The 25,391-nt window shown below is 36.9% G+C and carries 21 protein-coding genes; 11 read left to right on the plus strand and 10 right to left on the minus strand.

Features of this window, described 5'->3' with window-relative positions:
* The first annotated feature begins 35 nt into the window (after positions 1 to 35).
* The 7 genes from E1750_RS08505 to clpX all read left to right on the plus strand — a co-directional run bounded on the left by E1750_RS08505 (position 36) and on the right by clpX (position 6,375).
* Entirely contained in the window at positions 36 to 749 is a 714-nt protein-coding gene (locus E1750_RS08505) for a pyridoxine 5'-phosphate synthase (RefSeq protein WP_133276365.1), read from the plus strand.
* 72 nt (positions 750 to 821) lie between these two features.
* Positions 822 to 1,583, plus strand: coding sequence for an alpha/beta fold hydrolase (locus E1750_RS08510; RefSeq protein WP_133276366.1), 762 nt, complete (start codon positions 822 to 824; stop codon positions 1,581 to 1,583).
* Positions 1,584 to 1,781: 198 nt separating this feature from the next.
* Complete coding sequence (locus E1750_RS08515) at positions 1,782 to 2,126, plus strand: phage holin family protein (protein ID WP_133276367.1); 345 nt, start codon at positions 1,782 to 1,784, stop codon at positions 2,124 to 2,126.
* A 117-nt stretch (positions 2,127 to 2,243) separates the two neighbouring features.
* Complete coding sequence (locus E1750_RS08520) at positions 2,244 to 3,569, plus strand: trigger factor (protein ID WP_133276368.1); 1,326 nt, start codon at positions 2,244 to 2,246, stop codon at positions 3,567 to 3,569.
* Between the two features lie 156 nt (positions 3,570 to 3,725).
* The gene (locus E1750_RS08525; protein WP_133276369.1) at positions 3,726 to 4,295 is read left to right on the plus strand and encodes a hypothetical protein; all 570 of its coding nucleotides are present in this window, start codon (positions 3,726 to 3,728) and stop codon (positions 4,293 to 4,295) included.
* 95 nt (positions 4,296 to 4,390) lie between these two features.
* Entirely contained in the window at positions 4,391 to 5,062 is a 672-nt protein-coding gene (clpP, locus tag E1750_RS08530; protein ID WP_133276370.1) for an ATP-dependent Clp endopeptidase proteolytic subunit ClpP, read from the plus strand.
* A gap of 80 nt (positions 5,063 to 5,142) precedes the next feature.
* Positions 5,143 to 6,375, plus strand: coding sequence for an ATP-dependent Clp protease ATP-binding subunit ClpX (clpX, locus tag E1750_RS08535; protein WP_133276371.1), 1,233 nt, complete (start codon positions 5,143 to 5,145; stop codon positions 6,373 to 6,375).
* 292 nt (positions 6,376 to 6,667) lie between these two features.
* Here the strand turns inward: clpX and E1750_RS08540 are convergent, their stop codons facing one another.
* Both E1750_RS08540 and E1750_RS08545 read right to left on the minus strand, forming a co-directional pair.
* Positions 6,668 to 6,970, minus strand: coding sequence for a helix-turn-helix domain-containing protein (locus tag E1750_RS08540; RefSeq protein WP_133276372.1), 303 nt, complete (start codon positions 6,968 to 6,970; stop codon positions 6,668 to 6,670).
* A complete protein-coding gene (locus tag E1750_RS08545) occupies positions 6,957 to 7,304 on the minus strand; it encodes a type II toxin-antitoxin system RelE/ParE family toxin (protein WP_133276373.1) in 348 nt (115 codons plus the stop codon). The genes E1750_RS08540 and E1750_RS08545 overlap by 14 nt, the downstream gene beginning before the upstream one ends.
* A gap of 208 nt (positions 7,305 to 7,512) precedes the next feature.
* On the opposite strand from E1750_RS08545, the gene serB reads away from it, so the two are divergent.
* The 4 genes from serB to E1750_RS08570 all read left to right on the plus strand — a co-directional run bounded on the left by serB (position 7,513) and on the right by E1750_RS08570 (position 10,069).
* A complete protein-coding gene (gene serB / locus E1750_RS08550; protein ID WP_133276374.1) occupies positions 7,513 to 8,748 on the plus strand; it encodes a phosphoserine phosphatase SerB in 1,236 nt (411 codons plus the stop codon).
* 361 nt (positions 8,749 to 9,109) lie between these two features.
* Positions 9,110 to 9,316, plus strand: a complete 207-nt coding sequence (locus E1750_RS08560) for a DUF2283 domain-containing protein (protein ID WP_133276375.1) — start codon at positions 9,110 to 9,112, stop codon at positions 9,314 to 9,316.
* Positions 9,317 to 9,534: 218 nt separating this feature from the next.
* Positions 9,535 to 9,744: a hypothetical protein gene (locus E1750_RS08565; protein ID WP_133276376.1), complete on the plus strand. Its 210-nt coding sequence runs from the start codon at positions 9,535 to 9,537 to the stop codon at positions 9,742 to 9,744.
* Positions 9,734 to 10,069 (plus strand): type II toxin-antitoxin system RelE family toxin, encoded by a 336-nt coding sequence (locus tag E1750_RS08570; RefSeq protein ID WP_133276377.1) that lies wholly within the window; start codon positions 9,734 to 9,736, stop codon positions 10,067 to 10,069. The genes E1750_RS08565 and E1750_RS08570 overlap by 11 nt, the downstream gene beginning before the upstream one ends.
* Before the next feature lie 511 nt (positions 10,070 to 10,580).
* Here the strand turns inward: E1750_RS08570 and E1750_RS08575 are convergent.
* The 8 genes from E1750_RS08575 to E1750_RS08610 form a co-directional block, all read right to left on the minus strand.
* Positions 10,581 to 12,704 carry a gliding motility protein RemB gene (locus tag E1750_RS08575; RefSeq protein WP_133276378.1) on the minus strand — a complete coding sequence of 708 codons (2,124 nt, stop codon included), beginning with the start codon at positions 12,702 to 12,704 and terminating at the stop codon, positions 10,581 to 10,583.
* A gap of 214 nt (positions 12,705 to 12,918) precedes the next feature.
* Positions 12,919 to 13,662: a deoxyribose-phosphate aldolase gene (gene deoC, locus E1750_RS08580; protein WP_133276379.1), complete on the minus strand. Its 744-nt coding sequence runs from the start codon at positions 13,660 to 13,662 to the stop codon at positions 12,919 to 12,921.
* A gap of 20 nt (positions 13,663 to 13,682) precedes the next feature.
* Positions 13,683 to 14,069, minus strand: a complete 387-nt coding sequence (locus tag E1750_RS08585; RefSeq protein WP_165698024.1) for a VanZ family protein — start codon at positions 14,067 to 14,069, stop codon at positions 13,683 to 13,685.
* On the minus strand, positions 14,062 to 14,442 hold the full coding sequence (gene gcvH, locus E1750_RS08590) for a glycine cleavage system protein GcvH (protein WP_133276381.1): 381 nt from the start codon (positions 14,440 to 14,442) through the stop codon (positions 14,062 to 14,064). Before gcvH ends, E1750_RS08585 begins: the two co-directional genes overlap by 8 nt.
* A 162-nt stretch (positions 14,443 to 14,604) precedes the next feature.
* Positions 14,605 to 21,747, minus strand: a complete 7,143-nt coding sequence (gene sov, locus E1750_RS08595) for a T9SS outer membrane translocon Sov/SprA (protein WP_133278108.1) — start codon at positions 21,745 to 21,747, stop codon at positions 14,605 to 14,607.
* 36 nt (positions 21,748 to 21,783) lie between these two features.
* Entirely contained in the window at positions 21,784 to 22,365 is a 582-nt protein-coding gene (gene ruvA / locus E1750_RS08600) for a Holliday junction branch migration protein RuvA (RefSeq protein WP_133276382.1), read from the minus strand.
* A gap of 88 nt (positions 22,366 to 22,453) precedes the next feature.
* A complete protein-coding gene (locus tag E1750_RS08605) occupies positions 22,454 to 24,739 on the minus strand; it encodes an NADP-dependent malic enzyme (protein ID WP_133276383.1) in 2,286 nt (761 codons plus the stop codon).
* A 153-nt stretch (positions 24,740 to 24,892) separates the two neighbouring features.
* The gene (locus E1750_RS08610) at positions 24,893 to 25,327 is read right to left on the minus strand and encodes a CBS domain-containing protein (RefSeq protein WP_133276384.1); all 435 of its coding nucleotides are present in this window, start codon (positions 25,325 to 25,327) and stop codon (positions 24,893 to 24,895) included.
* Between the last annotated feature and the right edge of the window lie 64 nt (positions 25,328 to 25,391).

Consider the following 25,391-nt stretch of genomic DNA (forward strand, 5'->3'; position numbering starts at 1 on the left):
GTATTTTTGCCAAACTAAGACTGAAAATTATTCTAATGACAAAGTTAAGCGTAAATATTAACAAAATAGCTACTCTACGAAACGCTCGTGGAGGAAATGTTCCCGATGTATTAAAAGTGGCGGCAGATATTCAAAAATTTGGAGGTCAAGGCATTACGATTCATCCTCGTCCTGACGAAAGACACATTCGTTATCAAGATGCACGTGATTTGAAAGCTATAGTGTACACGGAATACAATATTGAAGGAAATCCAGAAAATAGTTTCGTCGATTTGGTTCTCGAAATCAAACCCGATCAAGTCACTTTGGTGCCCGATGCTGTCGATGCCATCACTTCCAATGCAGGTTGGGACACGATAAAACACAAAGATTTTCTGATCGAAATGGTTCAAGAATTTCAGCGAAACGGTATTAGAACATCAATATTTGTCGATCCTGTTCTCGAAATGATTGAAGGGGCTAAAATGATTGGTACGGATAGAATCGAATTGTACACTGAAGCGTTTGCACACAAATACAGTTTAGGAAATAAAAGCGGAATCGATCCTTATGTGAAGTCGGCTGTTTTGGCTAATGAATTGGGATTAGGAATCAATGCGGGACACGATTTGAGTTTGGATAACATTCAGTTTTTTAAAGAAAATATTCCCGGATTATTGGAGGTTTCCATTGGTCACGCACTTATTTCCGAAGCCATTTACCTGGGTTTGGACAATGTAGTGAATATGTATTTGCAAAAACTGAAATAAAAGCAAAACACGAATTCCACTAATTTACACGAATTAAAATTTGTGATAATTTGTGGTAAAAAAAGTCTCAAAATGTTATATTCAAAAATAGAAGGCGAAGGACAACCACTTTTAATCCTTCACGGATTTCTCGGAATGTCTGACAATTGGAAAACAATTGGACAGCAATTTGCTGCCGATGGTTTTCAAGTGCATTTGTTAGATTTGCGCAATCACGGTCGAAGTTTTCATTCAGATGAGTTTAGTTACGAACTAATGGCTCAAGATGTTTTTGACTATTGTCGAGCCAATTCTCTCGAAAAAATAACTATTTTAGGACATTCGATGGGCGGAAAAACAGCCATGCTTTTTGCTGCCGAACACCCAGAAATGGTCGAAAAATTGATCGTTGCCGATATCGGGCCCAAATTTTATCCGCCACACCATCAAACGATTCTTGAAGGATTGAACGCAGTCGATTTTTCACTTAAACCCAGCCGAAACGAAGTCGAAGAAGTAGTAGCAAAACACATTTCGGATTTTGGTACACGCCAATTTCTGTTGAAGAGTTTGTATTGGATTGAACCGGGGCAATTGGCTTTCCGATTTAATTTGCCAGTTTTTAATACTAAAATTGAAGAAATAGGAAAGTCGCTTCCAGAAAACGCAAGTTTCGGCAATCCGACACTTTTTATTCGTGGCGGGAATTCGAATTATATTCTTGACGAAGATTTCGAGCTGATACAGCGTCATTTTTCGGATGTCAGAATCGAAACGATCCCCAATGTGGGTCATTGGCTTCATGCCGAAAATCCTAAAATGTTTTACGAAATTGCAAATGCTTTTTTAAAATAATACACAAGAGATTTTGGGCAAAAGGTAGAGGCAAAGCTAAAGACAGCTTTATTTTTACTCATTTGTAGGATGTTCGGGATTAATTTGGTTTTAAAAAAGTAGTTTTTAGAATATTTTTTTTACATTTGAAAGAGTCAAAGCACATTTTCTATAAACAGCATGTTTTGTAAAAATTAATGTTCATTTAATAAAATACTTATGAAGCTACTTTTCAAAATCTTTATTACTGCAGGTCTAGTGATGCTTATTTCGAGTTTGATGTCAACCGTAGAAGTCGACAATTTTACCACTGCAGTCATCGTTGCAGCGGTTTTAGGCTTGCTCAATATATTTGTAAAGCCCATTTTAACGATTCTTACCTTGCCGGCAACAATTCTAACTTTGGGTTTATTTCTTTTTGTTGTCAATGGAATAATTATAATGCTCTGTTCAGAATTAGTCGGTGGATTTAAGATCAATTCATTTTGGACCGCTATTCTTTTTAGTGTAATTCTCTCGATTTGTCAGTCCATTGTGTTCAATATTATTGGAGAAGACAACTAAACACCATCAATTTCAGATAAAATAAGGGGCTAAAATACAATAGTTTAAAAACTTGTTTGGGTTGCGAAAATTTTATATTTTTGCAACCCAATTTTATTATGTAAATTAAAGAAGAAGATGGATATCAAAAGAGTAGCATTAGACGCAGTAAACGAGACAATTGTAATGACAGTTGTGCACATGGATTACAAAGGTCAAGTGGCCAAAAGAATAAACGAAAAAATGCCTTTGGCAACCGTTAAAGGGTTTAGAAAAGGGCAAGTACCAAAAGATCTTGTTGCGAAACAATACGGAAAAGCCATCAAACAAGAAGAAGTAAAAAAAGTTGTTGATTTGGCATTAGAGCGTTATGTTCAGTCGGAAAGATTGAATCTTTTAGGAACTCCGCTTGCCAAAGAGAACGAAAATTTAGATTGGGATGCCGAGGAATTGACTTTCGAATTTGAAATCGGTTTGGTTCCTAATTTCGAATTGGATTTAGATGCCAAAAATGAGATCGTAAAATATGTAGTTACTGCCGATGATAAATTAATTGACGGTCAAGTGGCTCGTATCCAAAAACAATTTGGTACACCAATTGCTCAGGAAGTGGTTGTTGAAGGAGCCGATTTGAAAGGGGTTTTTACCAATGAAGCCGCAGGAATAGGAAACACAACTACAATTGCATTAGCTACTTTTAAAGATAAAGCGACTCAAGATTTATTTATGGGTAAAAAAGTAGGTGATGTGGTAACCGTAAATACAAAAGGCTTATTCGAAGATGATCATCAATTGATGGATTATCTGAAAGTAGGGCACGATAATGTTCACGGTTTGGACATAGATGTTGACTTTACAATCGAAGCCATTACGGTGTCTGAATTGGCAGAATTGAATCAAGATTTGTTCGATAAATTGTTTGGTGCCGGAAATGTAGCGTCATTAGAAGATTTAAAAGCTAAAATCAAAGAAGATGCCGAATCTCAATTTGCTGCACAAGCAGACCAAAAATTATTGGGTGATGTAACCGAATTTTTAATCGAAAATACTAAATTCGATTTGCCAGCTGAATTTCTAAAGAAATGGTTGCAAACCGTTGGGGAGAAAAAATTATCGCCAGCCGAAGCCGAAGTAGAATATGCACGTTCTGAAAAAGGATTGCGTTTTCAATTGATCGAAGGAAAAGCATTGGCACAATCAGATATTAAAATTACTTTCGAAGATTTGAAAGCGTTTACCACAAAATCAATCCGTCAGCAAATGGCACAATTCGGGCAAACGAATCCTACTGACGAAGAAGTTCAAGGAATTGTAGCAAGAGTTTTGTCGAACCAAGAAGAGGTAAAAAGACTTTCTGACCAAGTGGTTGCCGAGAAGTTATTGGAAATTTTCAAAGAAAAAGCAAATCCAACAACTAAAGAAGTAACTTACGAAGAATTTATTGCTGCATCTTACGGAGAATAAGTTCAAAAAAAAATAAGTATATTTGAGCGTCAAAAGATTATTTTTTTTGACGCTCTTTTATTTGAATATATTCGGAATTAATTCCAACTTTAGTTACAATTTATATGAGAGTTTTTCGCTTATATATTTGGTTTATAATTAAATATAGGTTGTTATATGGATAAATGGATTCTTTTTTTGAGAAAGATAAAATTAATTGAAAATTTCAATATTGAGATTTCTTTGCCGATTAATGATGTAGTTAAAAAATTGGATGTAGTTTTATATGAAGATAAAAGTAGCTTTATGAGAGGTAGTTATTCAAGTAAAAGTATGTTTATAGGTAAAGTGAATATTAAAGGATTTGAAGTAAGAAAAAATCTAACCAATGCTAGTGATGATAAAGTTCTAGTGACTGCTTTTGGGACATTTACAGATTTTAATAGGAAAACTAAAATTGATGTTAAAATTAATGGATTTGATTCATTTATGCAATTCTTTTATGGTTTTCAAATAGTAATATATTCGGCATTAATTTTGTTTTTTTTATTTAATATGAACCAAATACTTAATCAATTTTATTTATTAGGAGAGAGTTTGTCATTTTTTAAAATAATTGTTAATGTCTTTTTTACAATTTTTGTGATTTTTATAATAACTATTTATCCTTATTTTCGAATGAGAGAATCAATAGAAAAAATGGAATCTGATTTAAAAAAAGAATTGTACTTACTGGCTAAAGAGTAAAAAAGAAAAGAGACAGTTTGTCACATAAAACAAAGAGGTACGACCTTTGATAAAATAAATATACAGTATTAACGTAAAACTTAGAACAAACAAATATGAACTACGGTAAAGAATTTAAAAAATTTGCTACAAAACACCAAGGTGTAAACGCCATGTACTACGACAAAATCGTAGCGGCAATGAATCCAAGAAATATGACGCCTTATATTATCGAAGAGCGTCAGTTGAATGTTTCGCAATTGGACGTTTTTTCGAGATTGATGATGGATCGAATTATTTTCTTAGGAACAGGAATCGATGACCAAATTGCGAACATTGTGCAAGCGCAATTGCTTTTCTTGGAAAGCGCCGATGCTTCAAAGGACATTCAGATTTACTTGAATTCTCCAGGAGGAAGCGTTTATGCAGGATTGGGGATTTATGATACAATGCAATACATCAAACCAGACGTTGCTACAATTTGTACCGGAATGGCCGCTTCGATGGGAGCTGTTTTATTATGTGCTGGGGCAGCAGGAAAACGTTCAGCTTTACCTCATTCAAGAGTAATGATTCACCAACCGTCCGGCGGAGCACAAGGCGTTGCTTCGGATATGGAAATTAACTTGCGTGAAATGTTGAAATTAAAAGACGAATTATACCGAATTATTTCGCAACATTCAGGACAATCCTTTGATAAAGTGTATGCCGATAGCGAGCGCGATTATTGGATGATTGCCGATGAAGCCAAAGAATACGGAATGATTGATGAAGTGTTAAGAAGATAAATAAAGTTGGAAGCTGGGAGCTGGAAGTTGGGAGTTTTCTCATCTTCCATCTTCCATCTTCCAACTTCCAACTCAAAAAAATGGCAAAACCAAAATTAGAATGTTCGTTTTGTGGTAGAAAAAAACCGGAAACCAATTTATTGATTGCCGGAATCGATGCACACATTTGTGATAAATGCATCGAGCAAGCCCACGGAATCGTATTAGAAGAATTAAAATCAAGCGGTAAAAATCATTTGCCAACGGACTTGGTATTGAGAAAACCCAAAGAAATCAGAGCGTTCTTGGATCAATATGTGATTGGTCAAGACCAAACTAAAAAAGTGATGGCTGTGGCAGTTTACAATCACTACAAACGTTTGATGCAACAAGAATTGCACGACGAAGTGGAGATTGAAAAAAGCAACATCATTATGGTGGGTCAAACCGGAACTGGGAAAACATTGGTAGCGAAAACCATTGCAAAAATGTTGGACGTCCCTTTGGCCATTGTCGATGCGACTGTGTTGACCGAAGCGGGTTATGTGGGAGAGGATGTCGAAAGTATTTTGACGCGTCTTTTGCAAGCCGCCGATTATGATGTGGCTAAAGCCGAAAGAGGTATCGTTTTTATTGACGAAATTGATAAAATTGCCCGCAAAAGTGACAATCCATCCATCACACGTGATGTTTCTGGCGAAGGGGTGCAACAAGCATTGTTGAAATTATTAGAAGGAACGGTGGTGAATGTGCCGCCAAAAGGAGGAAGAAAACATCCAGACCAAAAATTTGTTGAGGTCAACACTCAAAATATCTTGTTTATTGCTGGTGGTGCTTTCGACGGAGTGGAGCGAATCATTTCTAAACGATTGAATCGTCAAGCCGTTGGTTATTCAACTTCCAAAAATGTAGACAATATCGACAAAGACAATTTGTTGCAATACATTATCCCGAAAGACATCAAAGATTTTGGATTAATTCCAGAAATCATTGGTCGTTTGCCGGTGTTGACGCATATGGATCCTTTGGACAGAGCTACTTTGAGAGCGATTTTGACTCAACCCAAAAATGCGTTAATCAAGCAATATCAAAAATTGTTTTTGATGGACGAGGTAGAATTCACTATCACAGACGAAGCCTTGGATTTTATTGTTGAAAAAGCCTTAGAATATAAACTCGGAGCCCGTGGATTGCGTTCGTTATGCGAAGCCATCCTAACCGATGCGATGTATGAATTACCAAGTTCCGATGATAAAATATTAGAAATCGACGTGGATTACGCCAAAGAAACCTTGAATAGAAACTTATTGAAACGATTGGAAATCGCTTCGTAATTCATTTGAGAGATTTGACAACTTTCAAAAAGTGGTCAAATCTTTTTATTTCAAACTCATTAACAAGCAAAATAAAGCTCAAAAACGGATGTTTTTGGGCTTTATTTGTTTAGAATGGGAGCTTTAAAAAATTAAAACCTGTTTTTGATGATATAAAAAAGAATTTCAATTCCAATTATTGCCAAAGCGTCTCTTTGTTGCAAATGGTAATTTAGTACGCATTACATACCCAATTGACTTGTACATAGTTCAGATCATTAATGTTTGTTGAGTAGGACTTGTGCGAGGTTTTTTACAATGTTATGGATAAGTTTAATCTTCCACCTAGTCCAACTTCTATTATTCTTTGTAAAGTTGAAATTCTTACATCTTTTACGTTATTTTCAACTTTTGAAATATAAGATTTGTTAGTGCCACATTTAACTGCAAGTTGTTCTTGGGTCAAACCTTTTTCAATTCTTGCGTCGTGAACTAAAGCCCCAAATTTAAAGTTTTCGTAGCCTTCTTCAAATTCCGTTCTCTCAATAGTTCCTATTGCTCCAAATTGTTCATTAATAATTTGAGAAAGTGTTTTTGTGTCCTTATTTGTTTTCATAATATTCAGTTTTAATTATTAATGCTTTCACAATTTCCTTTTTTGGTGTTTTTTGTGTCTTTTTCTGAAATCCATTCGCTAATACAATTAATTTTCCTTCGTCGAAAAAGCTAAAAACTCTAAAAATATCACTTCCTTGTTGAACTCTAACTTCATAAAGTCCGTCGGTTTCTTCAATATGCTTTAAATACGTTTCTGGAACTTGTTGAATTTCTTCAATTAATTTTAAAGTCCAAGCAATTTTCGCTTTCACTTTTGGATTTTGCTTTTCAAGAAAATCCTCAAAATATGATTTATACGAAATAACTGTTCTATAAGTAATTCTGTTTTCCATTATGCAAATTTACATAAGTAGTCTTAATGGGCAACTTTTTTAATGCAAAATTTTTGTAATGCAATCGATTTGGTTTAATTTTACTTTATTTATGAGTTCGCATCAAGAAATCCAATCTTGCTTTCCTTCTCCCAAAAAAACCTTCAATATCCTTTTTTATAACCAATAGATTGTCGATTTTTGCTCCGCTTAAATTAAATCAATACAAATGGCAATAGTAGATAAAGAGATTATTTTATTAAAAGTTTCTGGTCAGGACAAACCTGGGGTAACTGCGGGTTTAACCGCTATTTTGGCGACTTATGGCGCAACCATTTTAGATATTGGACAAGCCGATATTCACGATACGCTTTCCCTAGGAATTTTATTTGAAGTAAAAGCAGGTTCGGGTTCGGGCAGCGTTTTAAAGGATTTACTATTCAAAGGATATGAATTGGGAATTAAGGTGAAATTTATTCCGATTTCGATTCCAGACTACGAAATTTGGGTCAAAGGCCAAAGCAAACAACGCTACATCATCAATGTTTTGGGCGAAAAGTTGACTGCTGTGCAATTGGCCGCCGTGACCAAAATTATGTCGGATCAAAATTTAAATATTGACTCTATTATCCGATTAACGGGCAGAACCTCGGTGGTTGATATAGAAGAGTATCCTCGTTCTTGTGTGCAATTATCGGTGACAGGAACCATCGTGAACAAGGCGGCGATGACTGCGCGTTTTATGGAAGTTTCTGGTGAATTGAATGTTGATATTTCATTCCAAGAAGACAATATGTACCGAAGAAACCGCCGTTTGGTGTGTTTTGATATGGATTCAACTTTAATACAAACCGAAGTAATCGATGAATTAGCCGAATTAGCAGGAGTTGGTGAACAAGTGAGAGCCATCACCGAATCGGCAATGAATGGTGAAATCGATTTTAGCGAAAGTTTCAAAAAACGTATGGCATTGCTAGAAGGTTTGAGCGAAGATGTTTTGCATAATGTAGCCATCAATTTGCCGATTACCAAAGGCGCACACCGCTTGATGAAAGCCTTGAAATATTACGGTTATAAAACCGCTATTCTCTCTGGAGGATTCACTTATTTTGGTGATTATTTGCAAAAGGAATTGGGAATAGATTATGTGTACGCCAATCAATTGGAAATTAAAGACGGTAAACTAACCGGAAAATATTTGGGTGAAATTGTGGATGGAGCGAAGAAAGCTGAATATCTGCGAGCTATTGCCGAAAGAGAAGGGATTCACATCAATCAAACCATTGCTGTTGGTGATGGTGCGAATGATTTGCCCATGTTGAATTTAGCTGGTTTAGGAATTGCTTTTCACGCTAAGCCAAAAGTGAAAGAAAGTGCTTCGACTTCAATTTCAAGTCTTGGTCTTGACGGAGTTTTATATTTATTAGGTTACCACGACCGACATATTGATATGATGCAGGAGTAAATGCCTATCGTGTTAAATAGTTTTTGAATCTGTCTTTTATTTGAATTGAAAAAGTCTTCGGTTTTTCACTTACTATTTAATTTATCTTTGTTTTGGAAAACAATTTATGCAAATGAAATTCACTCAATGTTTTTTGTTTACACGTGAAAGAGACGATAGAAAAGATATTAAATTAGAATGAATGGAGTTTGTTTTTAAGCATCCCGTTTTTGAAGTCATACAATGCGATGGATGAAGATGGAAGAATTAGAAGATGGGCTTATATTGAAGAAGTTAATAAATATTTGAGAATTATTATTTTAGAAGACAGTTTAACAATTCACAACGCTTTTTTTAACAGAAGCTTTAAACCTTAGGAATTATGAGAGTTGCTTATTTTGACGATACTGACACCCTTTTGGTTTATTTTATTGACCATAAAATAGTAGAGACCAAAGACCTCAACGAAAACACTATTATTGAACTAGATGAAAACGGCAACATTGTTTCTATGACTATTGCACATGCGAAACAACAAACCGAAGTTTCTTCGTTTTCTTTTAACCAACTGCCTAAAATGGCGGTATAAACATGCTGTTCTTTATACAAAAACCCAGCAATTTGCTGGGTTTTTTGTGTTTACTTTGTTGCTGCGAGGTCAGGAGACCATCGCAGAGCAATCCCGAGTTCTAAGTACGTTTTTTTATGGAAGACTTCGGTGAGCGGGGATTTTTTTTAAAATAGAAAACCACAACTTTTGTTTATCTTTGTGCAATAGAATAAGTGTACACACTTAAATTATAAATTATGAAAGTATTAGTAGACATCCCAGATAATAAAGCCAATTTTGGTTTAGAAGTATTGCGTAGCCTAGTTTTTGTAAAAAAAGCCAATCCAATTTCCGGAGAAAAAGCACTGCTTATGGAAGAGCTAAAAGAAGCTGTAGAAGAGCTTAATTTAATTAAGTCCGGAAAATTAAAAGGAATCCCCGCTAAAGATTTGTTGAATGAGCTATAATATTATTGCCGTTCCTACTTTTAAAAAGGAATTAAAGCGACTGGCTAAAAAATTCCCTTCCCTGAAAAACGATTTTTCCGAGTTTTTGGAAAGTCTGGAAAACAATCCATCTCAAGGAACTTCTTTAGGCAAGAACTGCTACAAAATACGCCTAGCCATTACCTCAAAAGGAAAAGGTAAAAGCGGTGGAGCAAGAGTAATTACGCATATTGTCATCTCTAAAGAAACTGTTTATTTACTCTCTATTTACGATAAAAGCGACCAAGAATCACTCTCGCAAAAAGAACTCGACGAATTACTAAAATATATTTCTGAAGATGAATAAAACTAAACAAAACCTCGCAAATTACGAGGTTTTGTTTTGTCTTGACTTATTTTACTTGCTCTCGTTAGTGGCTGCGAGGTCAGGAGACCATCACAGAGCAATCCCGAGTTCTAAGAACGTTTTTTTTATGGAAGACTTCGGAGAGCGGGGATAATAATCTTAATATTTAATTTAATTCAATTTTATAGATTTAATAATTGAAACTAATGATGCCAAAAGTAGCATTATTATTATTGTCCAATTTTTAAAAAAAATCATAAATTTAAAGTCTTTATTTGATTTTTTTTCTTTTGGTTCATTCTGCCACCATTTATGAATTTTATAGTAAATATATGCTCCCAGCAGATAGAGAAAGCTATGTAACAAATATTTATTTTCCATCTTTTTTCTTCACTTTTATCGCATTACCAACTATCTTCCCTTTTGCAATAGTAGTTGCTTTCATAATATCCCCCTGCTGGCGCAAGCGTCACGCTTGTGTATCAATCTAACAAAATTTTAAACCCAACCTCTAATAATCAAAATACCAATTAAACACATCCGAACGAATGCCTAATGAAAACCAAGTGGTGCTTTCGCTGAAAACTGTTGCAGTGTTTTGATTTGGGTTAAAGTTTCTATAAATAAAACTACCAAAAAGTTTCATATTGGTCATTGGGTTGACCAAATATCCGGCTTGTAAATCGGTGATGAAAATGTTGGTTTTGTTTCCTTGTCCTACTTTCACACCCGAATCATAAGGTCTATTGACATCATAATCTTTGTAGATATTTCCTCCGTAATTTTTACTGTCTGCCATCGTGTCAAAATCCAAGCCTTTGGTGCCAAAAGTGATTTTGGCATCGGCATACAATCGCCCTTTGTGGTAACGCCCAATCAGAAGAAGTTCTTGAAAATTACCTCCCCAAGGATGTCCAATATTTTGATTATTATGTCCGTAATTAGTAATCGGCACGCTATGCGAATACACATACGGACGGACGTGATTGTATTCCAATTGCAACAATAAATTATCGACTTTGAAGGCATTGAAATATTTCACCCCAAGCTGATAGGCAAATTTATTTTTCCAACTGTTTTTTTCGTTCTTTACTTCGCCAAGCGAAAATTCATCCAAAAGGAACTGCCCATAAAGCGCTACATTATTATTCCATTTGTATTTAGAACTCAAACCCAAAACAGCATTTCCCGTTCGAGCCGAGGACGTAAACTCGACCGAACGATAAAAAATAATGGGATTCACAAAGTGCATATCAAAACCTCGGTTATTGGTATCGGTCCAAATCACGGATTCGAAAAGCCCTAGATTCCAGCGATTGGTGATATTCAAACTCAAATAATGATTCGCCATATATTTGGTAGCATACGTCCGTTCGAGTGTGACTTCAGGGCGTACATCTTTGAGCCACATATAGGTATTAGTGTATTTTATTTTCCAAAAATTGGTATTGATTTTAAAGTAAGGATACGGACTTGCTCCGTCACTTTCGAAAATCGAACGGTAGCCATCGCCAATAAAATTGCGACCATAACCCAATTGCAGATCGATAAATTTCGCTGGGGCAAAAGTCAAATTGGCATCAGCCGAAGGAAAATCGTAGGCATCGGTTTTGAAATCTTTGGCAATTCCAATTCCAGGAATAATCGCCGGATTTCCGCCTGCAGGCCTAATTGCTTCAGCATACCGATTGTAATAATCAGCAAAACGCCCTTGACTTTCGTATATGGTTGTGGTAAAATTAAGTTGTTTCCCCAATCCCCCACTCAAATTGATGCCTCGAGTATTAACGAAGGTGTTCACTTGATTCTTGCCCGAAGCTGTACCCAATTGCAAATCGAAAATTGGATTGACGATAAACCAATAGTCTTCGCCTTGAATTTCGACTAAATTTTCATTCCACAATTTCCGTCCCCACCAGCTGGTTTTGTTTTTCTTTATCTTTTCGTTTGCTTCGATAAGATTGTAATATTTGGCCACTTCTACATAAGTATACGGTTTAGAAGCGGTGTGATTATTGGCTCCCACTTGATTCATCGCAGGATCGAAATGCGCATAATAACTGTGGGAAAAGGGCACATTCAAATGACTGTTGAATTGCGGATTGTTGAATTTTTTATAGACAATACTATCCAATTCTGTAAGTTGTTTAGGAATTACTTTTGCAGTTTCTGCCAAAGCAATGGCTTCAGAAGCTTGCTGTTCTTTACTTTTCAAAGGGATAGTTATGGTAATATTGTATTGAGAAAAAGTGGGATTCCCATTGTAGGTGGCAGGTTTAATCTTTGGAAATTTAGCAAAAACCCTTTTGGCTTCTTTTATCAAAGCGTCATCGACAGCATTGACATAAATAACCTTGAAAACGCCCTCTTTATCTACTTCGAATAGGACTTTTACATTGCCTTTGAAATTATTTTGAACTAAATTTTCAGGAACTACAAAATTTTGAAATATAAAATCTTGCACCTCATTATAAAAACAGTTTTCTAATGCTGCGGATTGTAAAGATTCACATTTTGGAAAAACAGGAAATTGATTGGCAGAAACCACCGATTGTTTGACACCAATTTTCTCTTCTTGAGCGAAAGTTGCACAGGTGCAAAACGATAAAACTAAGGCCAACAATCCTTTTTTCATATTTTTCAAAATTATTAACTTATTTGACAATACTGGGTTTGTTGCGAAAATTACAACCATTTAATAAATAAAAGTACATTATTTTAAACCATTTAGCGCATTAAGAAAATTAAGTTTTGCAGTATATGCTTAATGACAAAAAAGAAGTAAACTTAATGTCCTTAATGGTTTAAAAAAAATGAATGTTGACAACTTTTCCAGTAGAACTATTTATTTAGTAACCTCCTTCCGCTTTTTGACCATTGGCAATGGCTTTAGCTCCTGAAGTGCCAATTCTTTTCACCCCCAACCGAATCATTTCGACCGCTTCCTCATAGGTTCTGACACCTCCTGCCGCTTTTACTGGAAGTGGATTGGCATTCTCAAGCATAATTATAATGGAAGGAACCGTGGCGCCGTTGGGCAAATTATTTTCTGTTTTATAAAAACCAGTGGAGGATTTCACAAAAACGGAAGGGTAATTTTCTTCTTTAAAATGAGTGATAACCAAGTTTTTTATCAAGGCCGAAAGTTGCATAATTTGTTTGTCGGTGAGTGCTGCCACTTCGATAATCCATTTGACAACTTTGTTATTGGCTAAGCCTAATTGTGTACATTTTAGAATTTCTTCTTTGACCAAATCTACATTTCCGACTTTGAAAGCTTCGTAATTGCAAACAAAATCGAGATCATCGGCTCCGTCCTGAATCGCTTGAGTAGCTTCGGCTAATTTGGCCTCTAGTCCTGCTTTGCCTTCTGGAAAATCGATTACGGTTCCTATTTGAACAGCGGAATTGGCTCCGGTAATCATTGTTTTGGCCAACGAAACCATATCAGGGCGAATCATAATCAGCTTGAAATGTTCATCGATGGCCTCTTGAATAAATTCTTTGGCAATAATGGTGTTTTCTGCCTCAGTAAGTCCCGCTTGTGAAGGTGTTTTTAAATAAGTTGAATCTAAATACTGCTTGATATTCATCGGGTATCTTATTATTTGCGTTAGATTTTATCAATAATCCTATAATACGAATTCAACAAAATGATAGAAATTATAGCCAAAGACGCTCCTATGGTATTCGCTAAAACATCAATTACATCGGCACTTCTGGTCAAGGTAACATATTGCTGCAACAGTTCGATGGAAATTCCAAAAACAAGCGAAAAACCAAAGGACAAAATCAGCGAATTGGAGTAATTAGAACTATTCCATCTCTTTTTAAAATACAAAAACCAAAGGGTGGTAAATACAAAATGAAAAACTAAGTGTACGAATTTGTCGATATAGGGCAGGCTTATTTGCGGAATATCTTTGGCGTTTTCTAAACAAAAAAACAAGATAACCCCTGACCAAAACAAGGCTGCGACCAAAAAGACCTTTTTACGCACCAATCAGTTCTTTGTAGGACTCGCTCGAAAGTAGCGAATCTATTTCCGCCGGATTGGCAATTTTCACTTTGATCATCCAGCCAGCGCCATAAGGATCAGTGTTTACACTTTCAGGATTGCTTTCTAAATCATCATTAAATTCGATGATTTCTCCAGCTAATGGAAGAAATAAATCCGAAACTGTTTTGACCGCTTCCACGGTTCCAAAAACTTCGTCTTTATCCAAGGTTTGGTCCAAAGTTTCTACTTCAACATATACAATATCACCTAATTCTTTCTGCGCAAAATGAGTAATTCCTACTGTTGCGATGTCACCGTCAATGCTTACCCATTCGTGATCTTTGGTGTACTTTAAATTTGCTGGTACGCTCATAATTATTTTAGATTGCAGATTGCAGATTTTAAATTGCAAATCCTAGATTATAAATTAATATATTTTAGACTTTTCCGTTGCTATTGCCATTGGCCTTTTGTTGGAAATTTCATTGCGCAAATGTAGCAATCTTCTATTCAAAAATTGCTTCCGATGCCAAAATTAATTTCCGAAATTATATCGCAATGTAAACCCAGAACGAATGTTGGTCAAGGGAAATGATGTCGATACAACAGCTTGCGAAAACGCATGGTCATAATAGAAAATCGCCGTCAAGTTTTTACTAAAAGAATAATCAGCGGTTAGTTTTATTGACCAAATGTCTTGCCCACCGGCTAATTGATTGTTATCGTAGTCCAAATACCTAACGATAGTTTTATTGTTACGATACGACAAATCGGCTTTTATGATGATATCACTTTTTATAATTCCTGTCGGATTATCGGCTAGGCTTGAAGAGAAAATAACATCTTTTATGCGATAGCCCATTCCTACGATATATTCTACTCCTTTGACTTCGGTCAATAAATTATTATCAAAACTCATCGATAATGCCCGATCTTTTTTGATTTCGGTTAAGATTTTTAATGAATTTTTCAACTCGAAATCCATTCGAAGAAGTGGATTAAATTGCTCTACTAAATTCACGTTCGACATAATAGTTTGGTTGTAATAATTTCCACCCAAATCGACCCCATTCGGGTTTTTATCATATTCAAAATTAGAACGGAAGGCATTAATCGTATAGGACGCTCTATAATTTTGTTGTAATGAGAATCGTTTGAAATTGTTTTTGAAAAAAGTATAACGCATCAAACCATTGTATTTAATCGCCCAATTGGGCACCGGAAAACTTTTGAAAATCCCCAGTGAAACACTCGAAGCACTTTCGCCTGAATAGGCAGCCAAAAAAGCGGGTAACAACACTGCCTGATTGTTTTTGCCAAAACCTTTAGGATAGCCTTCGGCATCAATATTAGCTGGATTATTGATGTCAATTCCCCTTTCTGTCGCCAATCGGTTGGCAATTGGCAATCTATTACTTCTAAAATCATCAAAAGCTGCCGATGTATTTTCGTCGCTAGCCGAAAACGAAGTTTTTATCAATATAGTCGAAATCGAAAACATTCCATAATTATAGGGAGATCTCGAATTATATATCCCATTGCTTACATCGTATTGTTCTGAAAAGTTCTCCGAATAAGATCGGTCTAGTGATAAATCAATTTTCAAATCGGGCAACAAATCTATATTTACCGTTGACTTAAATATTTCATTGCTTACCTGCGTATAGTTTTGGTTAAAATCGGGATAAGCCGTAAGCCAACCGTTTTTGGCCGCTTCGTAGCGCACATCGTCCTGACTTCCAAAAACAAATCCAATAGTTGGTTTTGAGGTTCCAAAGAAACCAACTCCGGGAGTATATCCTGGCAAAACAGTCCCGCTATTTTTAGTATAATTCGCTTGAATGGTTTTCACACTAGTCAGAATACCGATTAATCCATTGACAAAATCATTGTTTCGGGGCTCTTTAACATTGGTATCCGTTAGTTTTTCGCCCGGTTTCGGTGCTGCTGCTTTTGGTTTTGGTTTTAATGCCGAACGCTTTGTCAATCCTATATATTTGTAAAACAAATCCATGTTCAAATTCGCATTTATATTGTGAGAAATGGCATTTTGAATGGTATTTCCTAGATTATAATCAACACCTCCAATATTGATTTCAGACAATGCCACCGAAGCGCGCTGCCAACTGTAGTCGCCCGTGTAGGAGTAATTAGCCTTTATAAAACTGAATACCGGTATTTTGTCTAATGGGATTTCATAATTCAAGACCAATTGTTGCATATGGAAATTAGATTGCCCCACATTGAAATAACTATCCCAAATGTTCAAATCATCAATTGGCACATTGTTTTCATCCAAATAATTTTTGACGATATTCGTTGAGGAGGCTTTGTAATTGAATTTCAGGTTTTTAGTCATATTATAATTAAATCCATAATTATAATTAAACGCATAATTTCTTCTGTACAAAGGATCCAGACCAATACTTTTATCATCCAATTCTACTTGTCGGAATTGCTGACGATTGTATTGTCGTAAAATATTGGTATTGAAATTGAAATTGGTAGGCAAATAATTGAAATTGAAATCGCTTAAGGCTTTCCAATAGCTACTTTTCTTCGTGAATTTTGATTTCTTGAAGGGCTCTATGGGTTTGGGTTGAAAACTAAAACCATAATCTACCGCTGTATTGGATTCCTGATTGGTAAACTGCTCTATCTCATAATCGTGGTGCTCCACCTCGTTAAACGACTGCGAAAAAGTAAAGTTTTCTATATCATATACGCGTTGCTTTTGTTCAGCACCTCTATCTTTTCGTACCCCAATAAAATTGATACTTTTTCTTTTGGTATAATCGACTGCTCTGTTTTTGATGTTGTCCTTCTCATCCGCATCGGTCGTGTTATCTAACAGTTGTTTCAATTTGATATCGGCATTAAAAGGGTCGTATTCCGGAGTAATGGTTTCTTCGCCAATGGCATAATTAAAAGGCAAATTCACTTTCCATTTGGCTGGCAATAATTTCCCTAAACTGAAGTTGGTTACGATATTGTATTGCTGTGTATCTTCTCGATTTCTATCGTTGGGACCTTGTTCGATTCCCCCAAATCCGATAGTACTTTTTCTACCTGTTGCTGAAATTGTGGCAAAATCGGCAAAATTAGTATCCACATTCAATACCGCAGCCATACCACGACTATTGTCCATATCGGCAACACGCAGTTCGTTGAACCACACTTCGCCTTTTAAATCTTGTCGATCGTTATTTTTTACCCCTAGCATTAAATTTCGAACCAAGCCAAAATTAGGATTTCCCTTGATACCGATTCTCAATTTATTCGATTTTCCTGCCAATGAAGGATCTAATTCGTCTTCATTTTTGTAATAAATTCCATCCGCTGGCAAAGTACTTGGATCGATGCTCATCGCTTCAATTTTGAGCTGAGTTAGCAAAGCCAATGACAAATCGATTTCGTTTTCGGCGGGCCAGACGGTCTCGGCACTCAAAGCCCCACAATTCGTCCCAACTGAAGGAGCGGCTTGGGTCACCTTCAAAGGAATTTCAATTTGGTAAAAGTTTTGATTGAAGTCATTACCGAAACGAATAAAACCGACCATCTGATTGTCGCTAAGGGCGATTTCACCTGGTAAAGATTCGGCGTGCAAGAACATTTTCAATTTTTTGAACTGTCGCATATCGACACTTACGTTTTTAAACACAGCTCTCGAATCTTCTGGTTCAAGACCATCGCCTGAAACTCGAAGCGACAAGGATTGCTCATTCTGATTGATGACAGAATTCGCATTGTACAATTGCTCTTGTTGCACCCCTGGAGGTATGACATAATTAATAGGGCATCTGTCATTGTTTTCTTGAAGATTTACCGCGAGGACATCGAGAGTGGTTTTGTCATCGTTTGGATCTGGATCATTAGCATCCAAAGTGTTGGCATACCTTCTCCAATCGCCTCTTACTAAATCTAAGGCGCCAAAACGAACTGTAACATTACTATTGAAACCGGTCATAAACATTCTCATAAATCGAATGGACCTAAAATCGGATATGTTTCCAATGGTGTTTTCGGGTTGTGTGACCGGGATTTTAAATTGAATCCATCGGGCATCTGTCACTTGCCCATTGTCCATCGTGATTTGGGTATTTCGAATATCGGTGATATAATTTTGCCCCACGGCCATATTCGGTTTCATATCAATACTGTATTCATAATACGCATTGATGGTATTCATCGTATTGTCGCGGTTGATATCTTCTACATCGGGCTCAGCAGTTGCCGCTCGGTTGGCATCATTTATATCAACAGCAGAATTTCCTTCGACCCCATTGTATTGTTTGTATCGGTCAATAATTCCTCCAGTGCTGTTCAAATAATATTTGTAATCATCGGCTGCCGGATCGGGTTCTGCAGCGTGATTGGTATAAATTGCTGCTTCCTTTGCCCCTGGCAAACCGTCCAAACCTAAATCCTGATTGGTTCGATTCGCGGTATTCACATCAAAGGCGTAAATTAAGGATTGCGAAGCGGGAACATCACCCCAAAGCGGTTGCGGATTTACTTTTACTTGATCTGGACCCAAGCCATTTTCATATTGCTTTCTTCCATCTTTCAGGATATCTTCTGAAATTTCCCCTAAATTGAAATAAATTTTTCCCGTGTTGGTTTTTGGAATTTCACCTGCACCAACATAAGGATCCAATACCCAAAACTGAATGTATTCTACATTTCCCTGTTCGAAATTGGTCGAATTCAACGAACGCATAATCCCCCCAAAATTGTCTTTGGCATTGGTTGACACATTGGTCGCATTATTGTACATGCCCCTTTCAGCAGGAAAATAAGTCAAGTCTAAAGTATTGACCACCTGCGATTGTCCAACGGCGATATCGGTGAGTGGATATAACTCTTCGCTAAAGATTCGTCTAGTGGTATTCAATGACAAATCATCATTCGAAATTCCGGATGGTTTAGTTGTATAAAATACCGGGTCAATAGTGTACCAAGCTAATTTTGCTCTTTTGAAACCATAGCTCAAATCATTGGCAGTGGCATTAAAATCGTACTGACTTTCGGTATCGTTCAAAGGGGTTGATGATAATTTCCAAGCAAATGGCGAACGCATATCGATAGTAGATTGCGAACCTTCAAAATCATCTACATAAATGGTTGATTCTCCTTGAAAACTGTTCCCTTTTGGATCATCAGGTTCCAAAAAGGCAATTTCACCTCGTATCGAAAGGTTGGAAGGCGCATCGGTATCGATGTTTGGCAATTTATTGACCAATCGCGTAAAAAAGGGAATTTCCGATGAATAGTTCCCGTTGAAACCAAACATATTATTGTTGACTACCTCCTGTCCGAAGCTCGATTTTTGAGTAAAGGGTCTTTCGTTCAATTTCAAAAAAGTGGCTCCAAGTAAAAATTTATCCGAAATTTGATGTTCGACATAAACACCAAAAAATCGTTTGGTTTGCTGTCCAAAAATAGAATTGTTTTCTAATGAAACGCTAATTGGCGTGTTCGAAGCCTGAAGTGATGGGTCCAAAATCTGAACTCTTCCCAGTTGATAATTCACGCTATAATCAATTCCTTCGACCAAAACTCTTCCTCCGGCAGTAACCACCACCGAACCTCTAGGCACGTTGAAAGCCCCTATTGGAATTCCATCTCCACCTGTCGATTTGTATTTTCCTCGCAACAAGAATTTGTTTTTGTCTGCGTCTTGCAATGCTCCGGCTTGTGTGTTGGCATACATATTTCGGAACACATATTTTTTCTGATTGGGATTGTAGGTGTTGCCATCCTTGTAATCTTCGCCAGCGCCATTAGATAATTTGGAGAATAACAATTCACCAAAAGGTTCTTTGGTGGTGAATATGATACGACCGTTTTGAGTGTCGATTGTCATTCCCTGCATAAAATCGAAGAAACCATCCCCGCCAGCTTGTGGGTCATTATTAAAATTCAATTTATCTAAATTGAAAACTTTCAACAAAGGAGTTTCAGCCACTTCATTTCCTTGCGTTGGATTGGGTGGAAACGAGCTGCCCGTGACTGGTGTAATATAATTGATTGGCGAAGGATCGGTGTACAGGATGTTGAATCTGAAGTTTTCTTGTTTCAACTGATACGCTCCCGGAATTTGATAAATATTTTTCATCATCAAGTTCCAAACCGGATTTTTGACATTGGTCAAATTACTTTTCAACATTTTCAACACCAAACTTTGAGAAATAATGGCTTGGTCTGCCTGCGAGGTTCCAGTTACAAGTGTTGCATCGACTCCATCATTTCCAAACTCCCCTACTTGATACACTTTCTCTCCAATGGTATATTGATAAGCCACGGCCAGTACTTCATCGTTTGCCAATCGCTGTTGCAGGGAAATATACCCCAACTGAGGGTGAAAAGTATATTCGTTGGCATTCAATTTTCGGGCATTCTCAAGTTTACCGTAATCAGCCCCTTCATTGACAGTAACATTAAACCCAGAACCAGAAGTAGCAATTTCACGGATATTTTTGTTCAACAAACCAGTACCCGCATCGATTTGCGCCGGATCATAGTCATTATTGGTATTGTCTGCAGGCGAGTCGATGGGATTGTTAAACATTCCCGTTGAAGGGTCTAAAACGACCACCTCGCTGTCTTGTAAACCCGTCAATTGTGCTTCACCTAAATCCTGAAGCGCAATGATATTTCTGAGATTGTTGTTGGTCGTGGTGACTCGATTTTGCTTGTTGGTCACCCAAATTTCAAGTCTGGTTATTTGCACTCTACTATCAATGAAGGGATAGTTTTTGAGTGCTGCATCGTATTTATTTCTAAAATATTGCGAAAGGAAAAAGTGTCGGTCATTGTCGTAATCCAAAGCAAATAATTCGAAGTCCTGCACCGTTCCGCCACCTTCGGCAACTACGGTTTTGGTTTGTGATTTTTGTTCAGAGAAAACGCCCGTAATACTGGTTTTACCAAATTGCAATTTGGTTTTTACTCCAAACAAACTTTGAGCTCCCTTAATTAGGGAACTGTTCAAAGGCATATTGACATTTCCGACTTCAATTTTTTGAATGATATCGTCCTCAGTGGGCGTGTATTCCAACTTGACTAAATTTTGGAAGTCGAAAGTAGATTGGGTGTCGTAATTGACATTGACATTGAGTCGGGTTCCTACTTTCCCCATTAAACTCATACTGATTCTCTGATTGAAATCGAATGCTATTACCGACCTATTTCTTGGAGAAAATGCGGGATTATCCTGTTTGGTGTATCGGAGACCGAAATCCATTTCGACAGATCCCGTTGGCTTGATGTCGATGGTATTACTACCAAAAATCGTTTCAAAAAGCCCTGATTTGATGTAATATCTTGGCAATAAGTCTTTCTTTGCTTGGTCATTATCGCCTTTTTTACCGTCGATCGCATCCAGTTTATCTCGAAAATAGTTGCGCATCGATTCTTTTCTTACTCGGTCTTCGTACTCTTTTGGAGTCAAAATCGAAGGGTAACTCGTGGCGAAGTCTCCAAAGGTTTTCGACAAAATATACATGCCCGTCGCGGGGTCGTAGGAATACGCCTTAACAATACTTTGAGGGTCTTTAATCTCAATTTTTCCGGTAGAATATCCCGCAGGAACCGTGTCTTGAGGGACCGGATTTACTTGAGCCTGCGAAACAAAACCACAAAATAATAGCAATAAAAACGCAGCAATTTTATACACGTAAGATACTTTGTTTATAGGGTATAACTTCAACTTTTATAAGTTTTTTAAAGCTTGCTTAATAATAAATTCAACCGTACTCTCCGGAGCTTCTTTGATGATTTTTTCGACAACTCGTTCGGATGCTTTGCGAACAAAACCTAAAACCTCCAAAGCAGATAACGCTTCATCTCTATTTGTATTGCTTTGTGACATCGAAACTTCGTCTAAATCGTATAATTTTAGCACCTTTTCTTTCAAATCGAGTATCACCCTTTGGGCAGTTTTGCTCCCAATGCCTTTTATGGATTGAATGGTTACCACATCGCCAGAGGCAATGGCATTTGTAATTTGTTTGGGATCTAATGACGACAACATAGTTCTGGCGATACTGGCGCCAATTCCGGAAACCGACAATAATAATTTAAAAATTTCTCGCTCTGATTTTTCTACAAAACCAAATAAAGTATGGGAGTCTTCCTTAATTTGAAGATGGGTAAACAATTTGATATAATCCGTAGCCGGAAGCAGCGAATAGGTATGCAAGGAAATATTCACTTGATACCCTATTCCTCCGCAGTCGATTACAACTTGAGTTGGTGTTTTTTCAACCAGTTTTCCTTGCAAATGTGCTATCATACAACGCTATAAATGTGCCCAAATATAACAAAACTTATATAAATTTTTGCCAAATTTATATAAGTCCTGCTATTCCCTAAAAAATAATCTATTTTTTAGATTTTTTCTTTTCTAATTCTTGTGCATCAATTACTGCAATTGCTGCCATATTGACCATTTCTTCGACACTGGCACCCAATTGAAAAATGTGTACCGGTTTGCCCATACCTAACATTATAGGCCCAATAGAATCGACCTTGTTCAATTCTTTCAATAGTTTATACGTAATATTTGCTGCTTCAAGATTTGGGAAAATTAGGGTATTTACTTTCTTGCCCGCTAATTTTGAAAACGGAAATTTAGCCGCTAACATATCTTGATTCAGTGCAAAATCAGCTTGAATTTCTCCATCAATAATCATCTCCGGATGATGTTTGTGCAAATAATCCACCGCTTCTCGCACTTTGCTTGCGCTATCATTGGTTGAAGATCCAAAATTCGAAAATGAAATCATGGCAATCACAGGTTGAACTCCGAACAATTTGGCCACTTTAGCAGTCATAATAGCAATTTTCGCCAATTCTTCTGCCGTTGGATTCGTATTGATGGCGGTGTCCGACATAAACATCGGACCACGGCTGGTCATCATCATATTGGTTGTTGCAATTAGAGATACCCCAGGCTCCTTATCAATTAGCTGCAACATCGGTTTTACTACTGAGGGATAACTTCTGGAATATCCAGTCAATAGCGCATCGGCTTCGCCTTGATTGACCATCATAGCGGCAAAATAATTCCGTTCGCGCATTAAATTTTCAGCATCAAATAAAGAAATGCCTCTTCTTTGTCTGGTTTTCCAATAGGCTTTGGCAAATTTATTTTTTCTAGTAACTTCTTCTTGGGTTTTAGGGTCAATAATGGGAACATCGGCATCAAAACCAAGTTCTTTTTTCAACTCCAGAATAATATCTTTTTTCCCTAACAATATGGGGAATCCGATTCCTTCTTCAAATACAATTTGAGCCGCTTTGAGCACATCCAAATGATCTGCTTCGGCAAAGACAATTCTTTTGGGGTTCGATTTGGCTCTATTGATAAGCATTCGCACCATTTTATTGTCGCTTCCCATACGATCCAACAGCTCCTCTTCGTATTTTTTCCAATCTTGAATAGGATTTTGGGCTACACCAGATTCCATGGCTGCTCGCGCCACCGCTGGGGCGACCTTTGCAATTAACCTTGGATCAAAAGGCGAAGGAATGATATAATCGCGACCAAAGGTCAGTTTTGTGGCACCGTAAGCAATATTCACTTGTTCCGGAACACTCTCTTTCGCCAAAGCAGCGAGAGCATGAACAGCGGCCATTTTCATTTCTTCGTTGATCTTAGTTGCCCGAACATCCATCGCTCCTCTAAAAATATAGGGAAAACCAAGCACATTATTCACTTGATTAGGATGATCCGAACGGCCAGTTGCCATAATAATGTCTTTGCGCGTTTCGATTGCCAAATGATAATTGATCTCTGGATTTGGGTTTGCCATCGCAAAAACAATAGGATTATCGGCCATTCCCAATAACATTTTCGGTGTCATAATATCGCCTGAGGATAAGCCGAGAAAAATATCCGCACCTACCAAAGCCTCTTCAAGACTCATTGGTACTTTATCGGTAGCATAAACCAATTGCATTTCGGATAAATTGGGATTGTCTTTGGTTAAAACTCCTTTGCTGTTAAACATCAATATGTTTTCGACTTTTAAGCCTAATAAGACATACATATTGGCACAAGCTATAGCAGCTGAACCTGCTCCAGAAACGACCATTTTTAAATCTTCAGCTTTTTTTCCGGCCAATTCCACAGCGTTAATTAATGCTGCCGATGAGATAATGGCTGTTCCGTGTTGATCGTCGTGCATCACGGGAATATTTAGCTCCTCGACCAATCTTCTTTCAATCTCGAATGATTCTGGCGCTTTGATATCTTCTAGATTGATACCTCCGAAGGTGGGTGCTATATTTTTGACGGTTTGAATAAATTCTTCTACATCTTTGGTATCCACTTCAATATCGAAGACATCGATGCCTGCAAAGATTTTAAACAACAATCCTTTGCCTTCCATCACGGGTTTTGAAGCCTCTGGACCAATATCGCCAAGACCCAAAACGGCAGTTCCATTTGATATTACGGCTACTAAATTCCCTTTTGAAGTGTATTTATATACATTATTTACATCTTTAGCAATTTCTAAACAAGGTTCAGCAACTCCGGGTGAGTACGCTAAGGATAAATCTCTTTGGGTGGCATGTTTTTTGGTGGGGACAACCTGAATTTTTCCAGGTGTAGGTTTTGCATGATATAATAATGCTTCTAATCGTTTACTATTCTTATCCATTACTTTAATTTTAATTCTGACACCCAAAGATAACAGATTTAGACCAAACAGCCGGCTTTTTTATGCCCCTTTGTCGTACAAAAACAGATATTTCAGTAATAAAAAAAATAGCTGCAAATTTTGCAGCTATTTGAATAATTCTTTGATAATAGTTTATGATTTTCCTCCACTGATATAGGAATCCAAGTACTGAATTGTTTCTTTTTGTAAATCTATAATGGATTTTACAACGTCACCGATGGATATAATTCCAATTATGGTTTCATTATCTAAAACAGGTAAATGTCTGATCTTTTTGGTATACATCAACTCCATACAAGATTCCAAATTGTCATCTGGTTTTACTGTAATTACATCGCTTGCCATAATTTCTTGCACCAAAGTCTCCTTCGACGATTTATCTTTTAAAGCAATTTTCCGTGCATAATCCCGTTCCGAAAATATCCCTTTCAAAATAGTATCTTCTACTACCAAAATCGCTCCAATGTTTTTTTCGCTCATACTCACCAAAGCGTCGTAAACTGTAATTGTAGGCAATACCGAATAGACTTCTTTTCCCTTTTTCGCTAATATTTGATTGACTGTCATAATAGTAAAGTTTAATTTGATTATAAAATTATAATTTTTTTTTAATTAACCAACATAGTAACCC

Origin of the sequence: Flavobacterium nackdongense, assembly GCF_004355225.1 — a bacterium.
Classification (GTDB): Bacteria; Bacteroidota; Bacteroidia; order Flavobacteriales; family Flavobacteriaceae; genus Flavobacterium; species Flavobacterium nackdongense.

Bases quoted from the DNA above. Each gene is read 5' to 3' on its own strand.
- E1750_RS08505 (WP_133276365.1), top strand. From the start codon at position 36: ATGACAAAGTTAAGCGTAAATATTAACAAAATAGCTACTCTACGAAAC.
- E1750_RS08510 (WP_133276366.1), top strand. From the start codon at position 822: ATGTTATATTCAAAAATAGAAGGCGAAGGACAACCACTTTTAATCCTT.
- E1750_RS08515 (WP_133276367.1), top strand. From the start codon at position 1,782: ATGAAGCTACTTTTCAAAATCTTTATTACTGCAGGTCTAGTGATGCTT.
- E1750_RS08520 (WP_133276368.1), top strand. From the start codon at position 2,244: ATGGATATCAAAAGAGTAGCATTAGACGCAGTAAACGAGACAATTGTA.
- E1750_RS08525 (WP_133276369.1), top strand. From the start codon at position 3,726: ATGGATAAATGGATTCTTTTTTTGAGAAAGATAAAATTAATTGAAAAT.
- clpP (WP_133276370.1), top strand. From the start codon at position 4,391: ATGAACTACGGTAAAGAATTTAAAAAATTTGCTACAAAACACCAAGGT.
- clpX (WP_133276371.1), top strand. From the start codon at position 5,143: ATGGCAAAACCAAAATTAGAATGTTCGTTTTGTGGTAGAAAAAAACCG.
- E1750_RS08540 (WP_133276372.1), bottom strand. From the start codon at position 6,970: ATGAAAACAAATAAGGACACAAAAACACTTTCTCAAATTATTAATGAA.
- E1750_RS08545 (WP_133276373.1), bottom strand. From the start codon at position 7,304: ATGGAAAACAGAATTACTTATAGAACAGTTATTTCGTATAAATCATAT.
- serB (WP_133276374.1), top strand. From the start codon at position 7,513: ATGGCAATAGTAGATAAAGAGATTATTTTATTAAAAGTTTCTGGTCAG.
- E1750_RS08560 (WP_133276375.1), top strand. From the start codon at position 9,110: ATGAGAGTTGCTTATTTTGACGATACTGACACCCTTTTGGTTTATTTT.
- E1750_RS08565 (WP_133276376.1), top strand. From the start codon at position 9,535: ATGAAAGTATTAGTAGACATCCCAGATAATAAAGCCAATTTTGGTTTA.
- E1750_RS08570 (WP_133276377.1), top strand. From the start codon at position 9,734: ATGAGCTATAATATTATTGCCGTTCCTACTTTTAAAAAGGAATTAAAG.
- E1750_RS08575 (WP_133276378.1), bottom strand. From the start codon at position 12,704: ATGAAAAAAGGATTGTTGGCCTTAGTTTTATCGTTTTGCACCTGTGCA.
- deoC (WP_133276379.1), bottom strand. From the start codon at position 13,662: ATGAATATCAAGCAGTATTTAGATTCAACTTATTTAAAAACACCTTCA.
- gcvH (WP_133276381.1), bottom strand. From the start codon at position 14,442: ATGAGCGTACCAGCAAATTTAAAGTACACCAAAGATCACGAATGGGTA.
- ruvA (WP_133276382.1), bottom strand. From the start codon at position 22,365: ATGATAGCACATTTGCAAGGAAAACTGGTTGAAAAAACACCAACTCAA.
- E1750_RS08605 (WP_133276383.1), bottom strand. From the start codon at position 24,739: ATGGATAAGAATAGTAAACGATTAGAAGCATTATTATATCATGCAAAA.
- E1750_RS08610 (WP_133276384.1), bottom strand. From the start codon at position 25,327: ATGACAGTCAATCAAATATTAGCGAAAAAGGGAAAAGAAGTCTATTCG.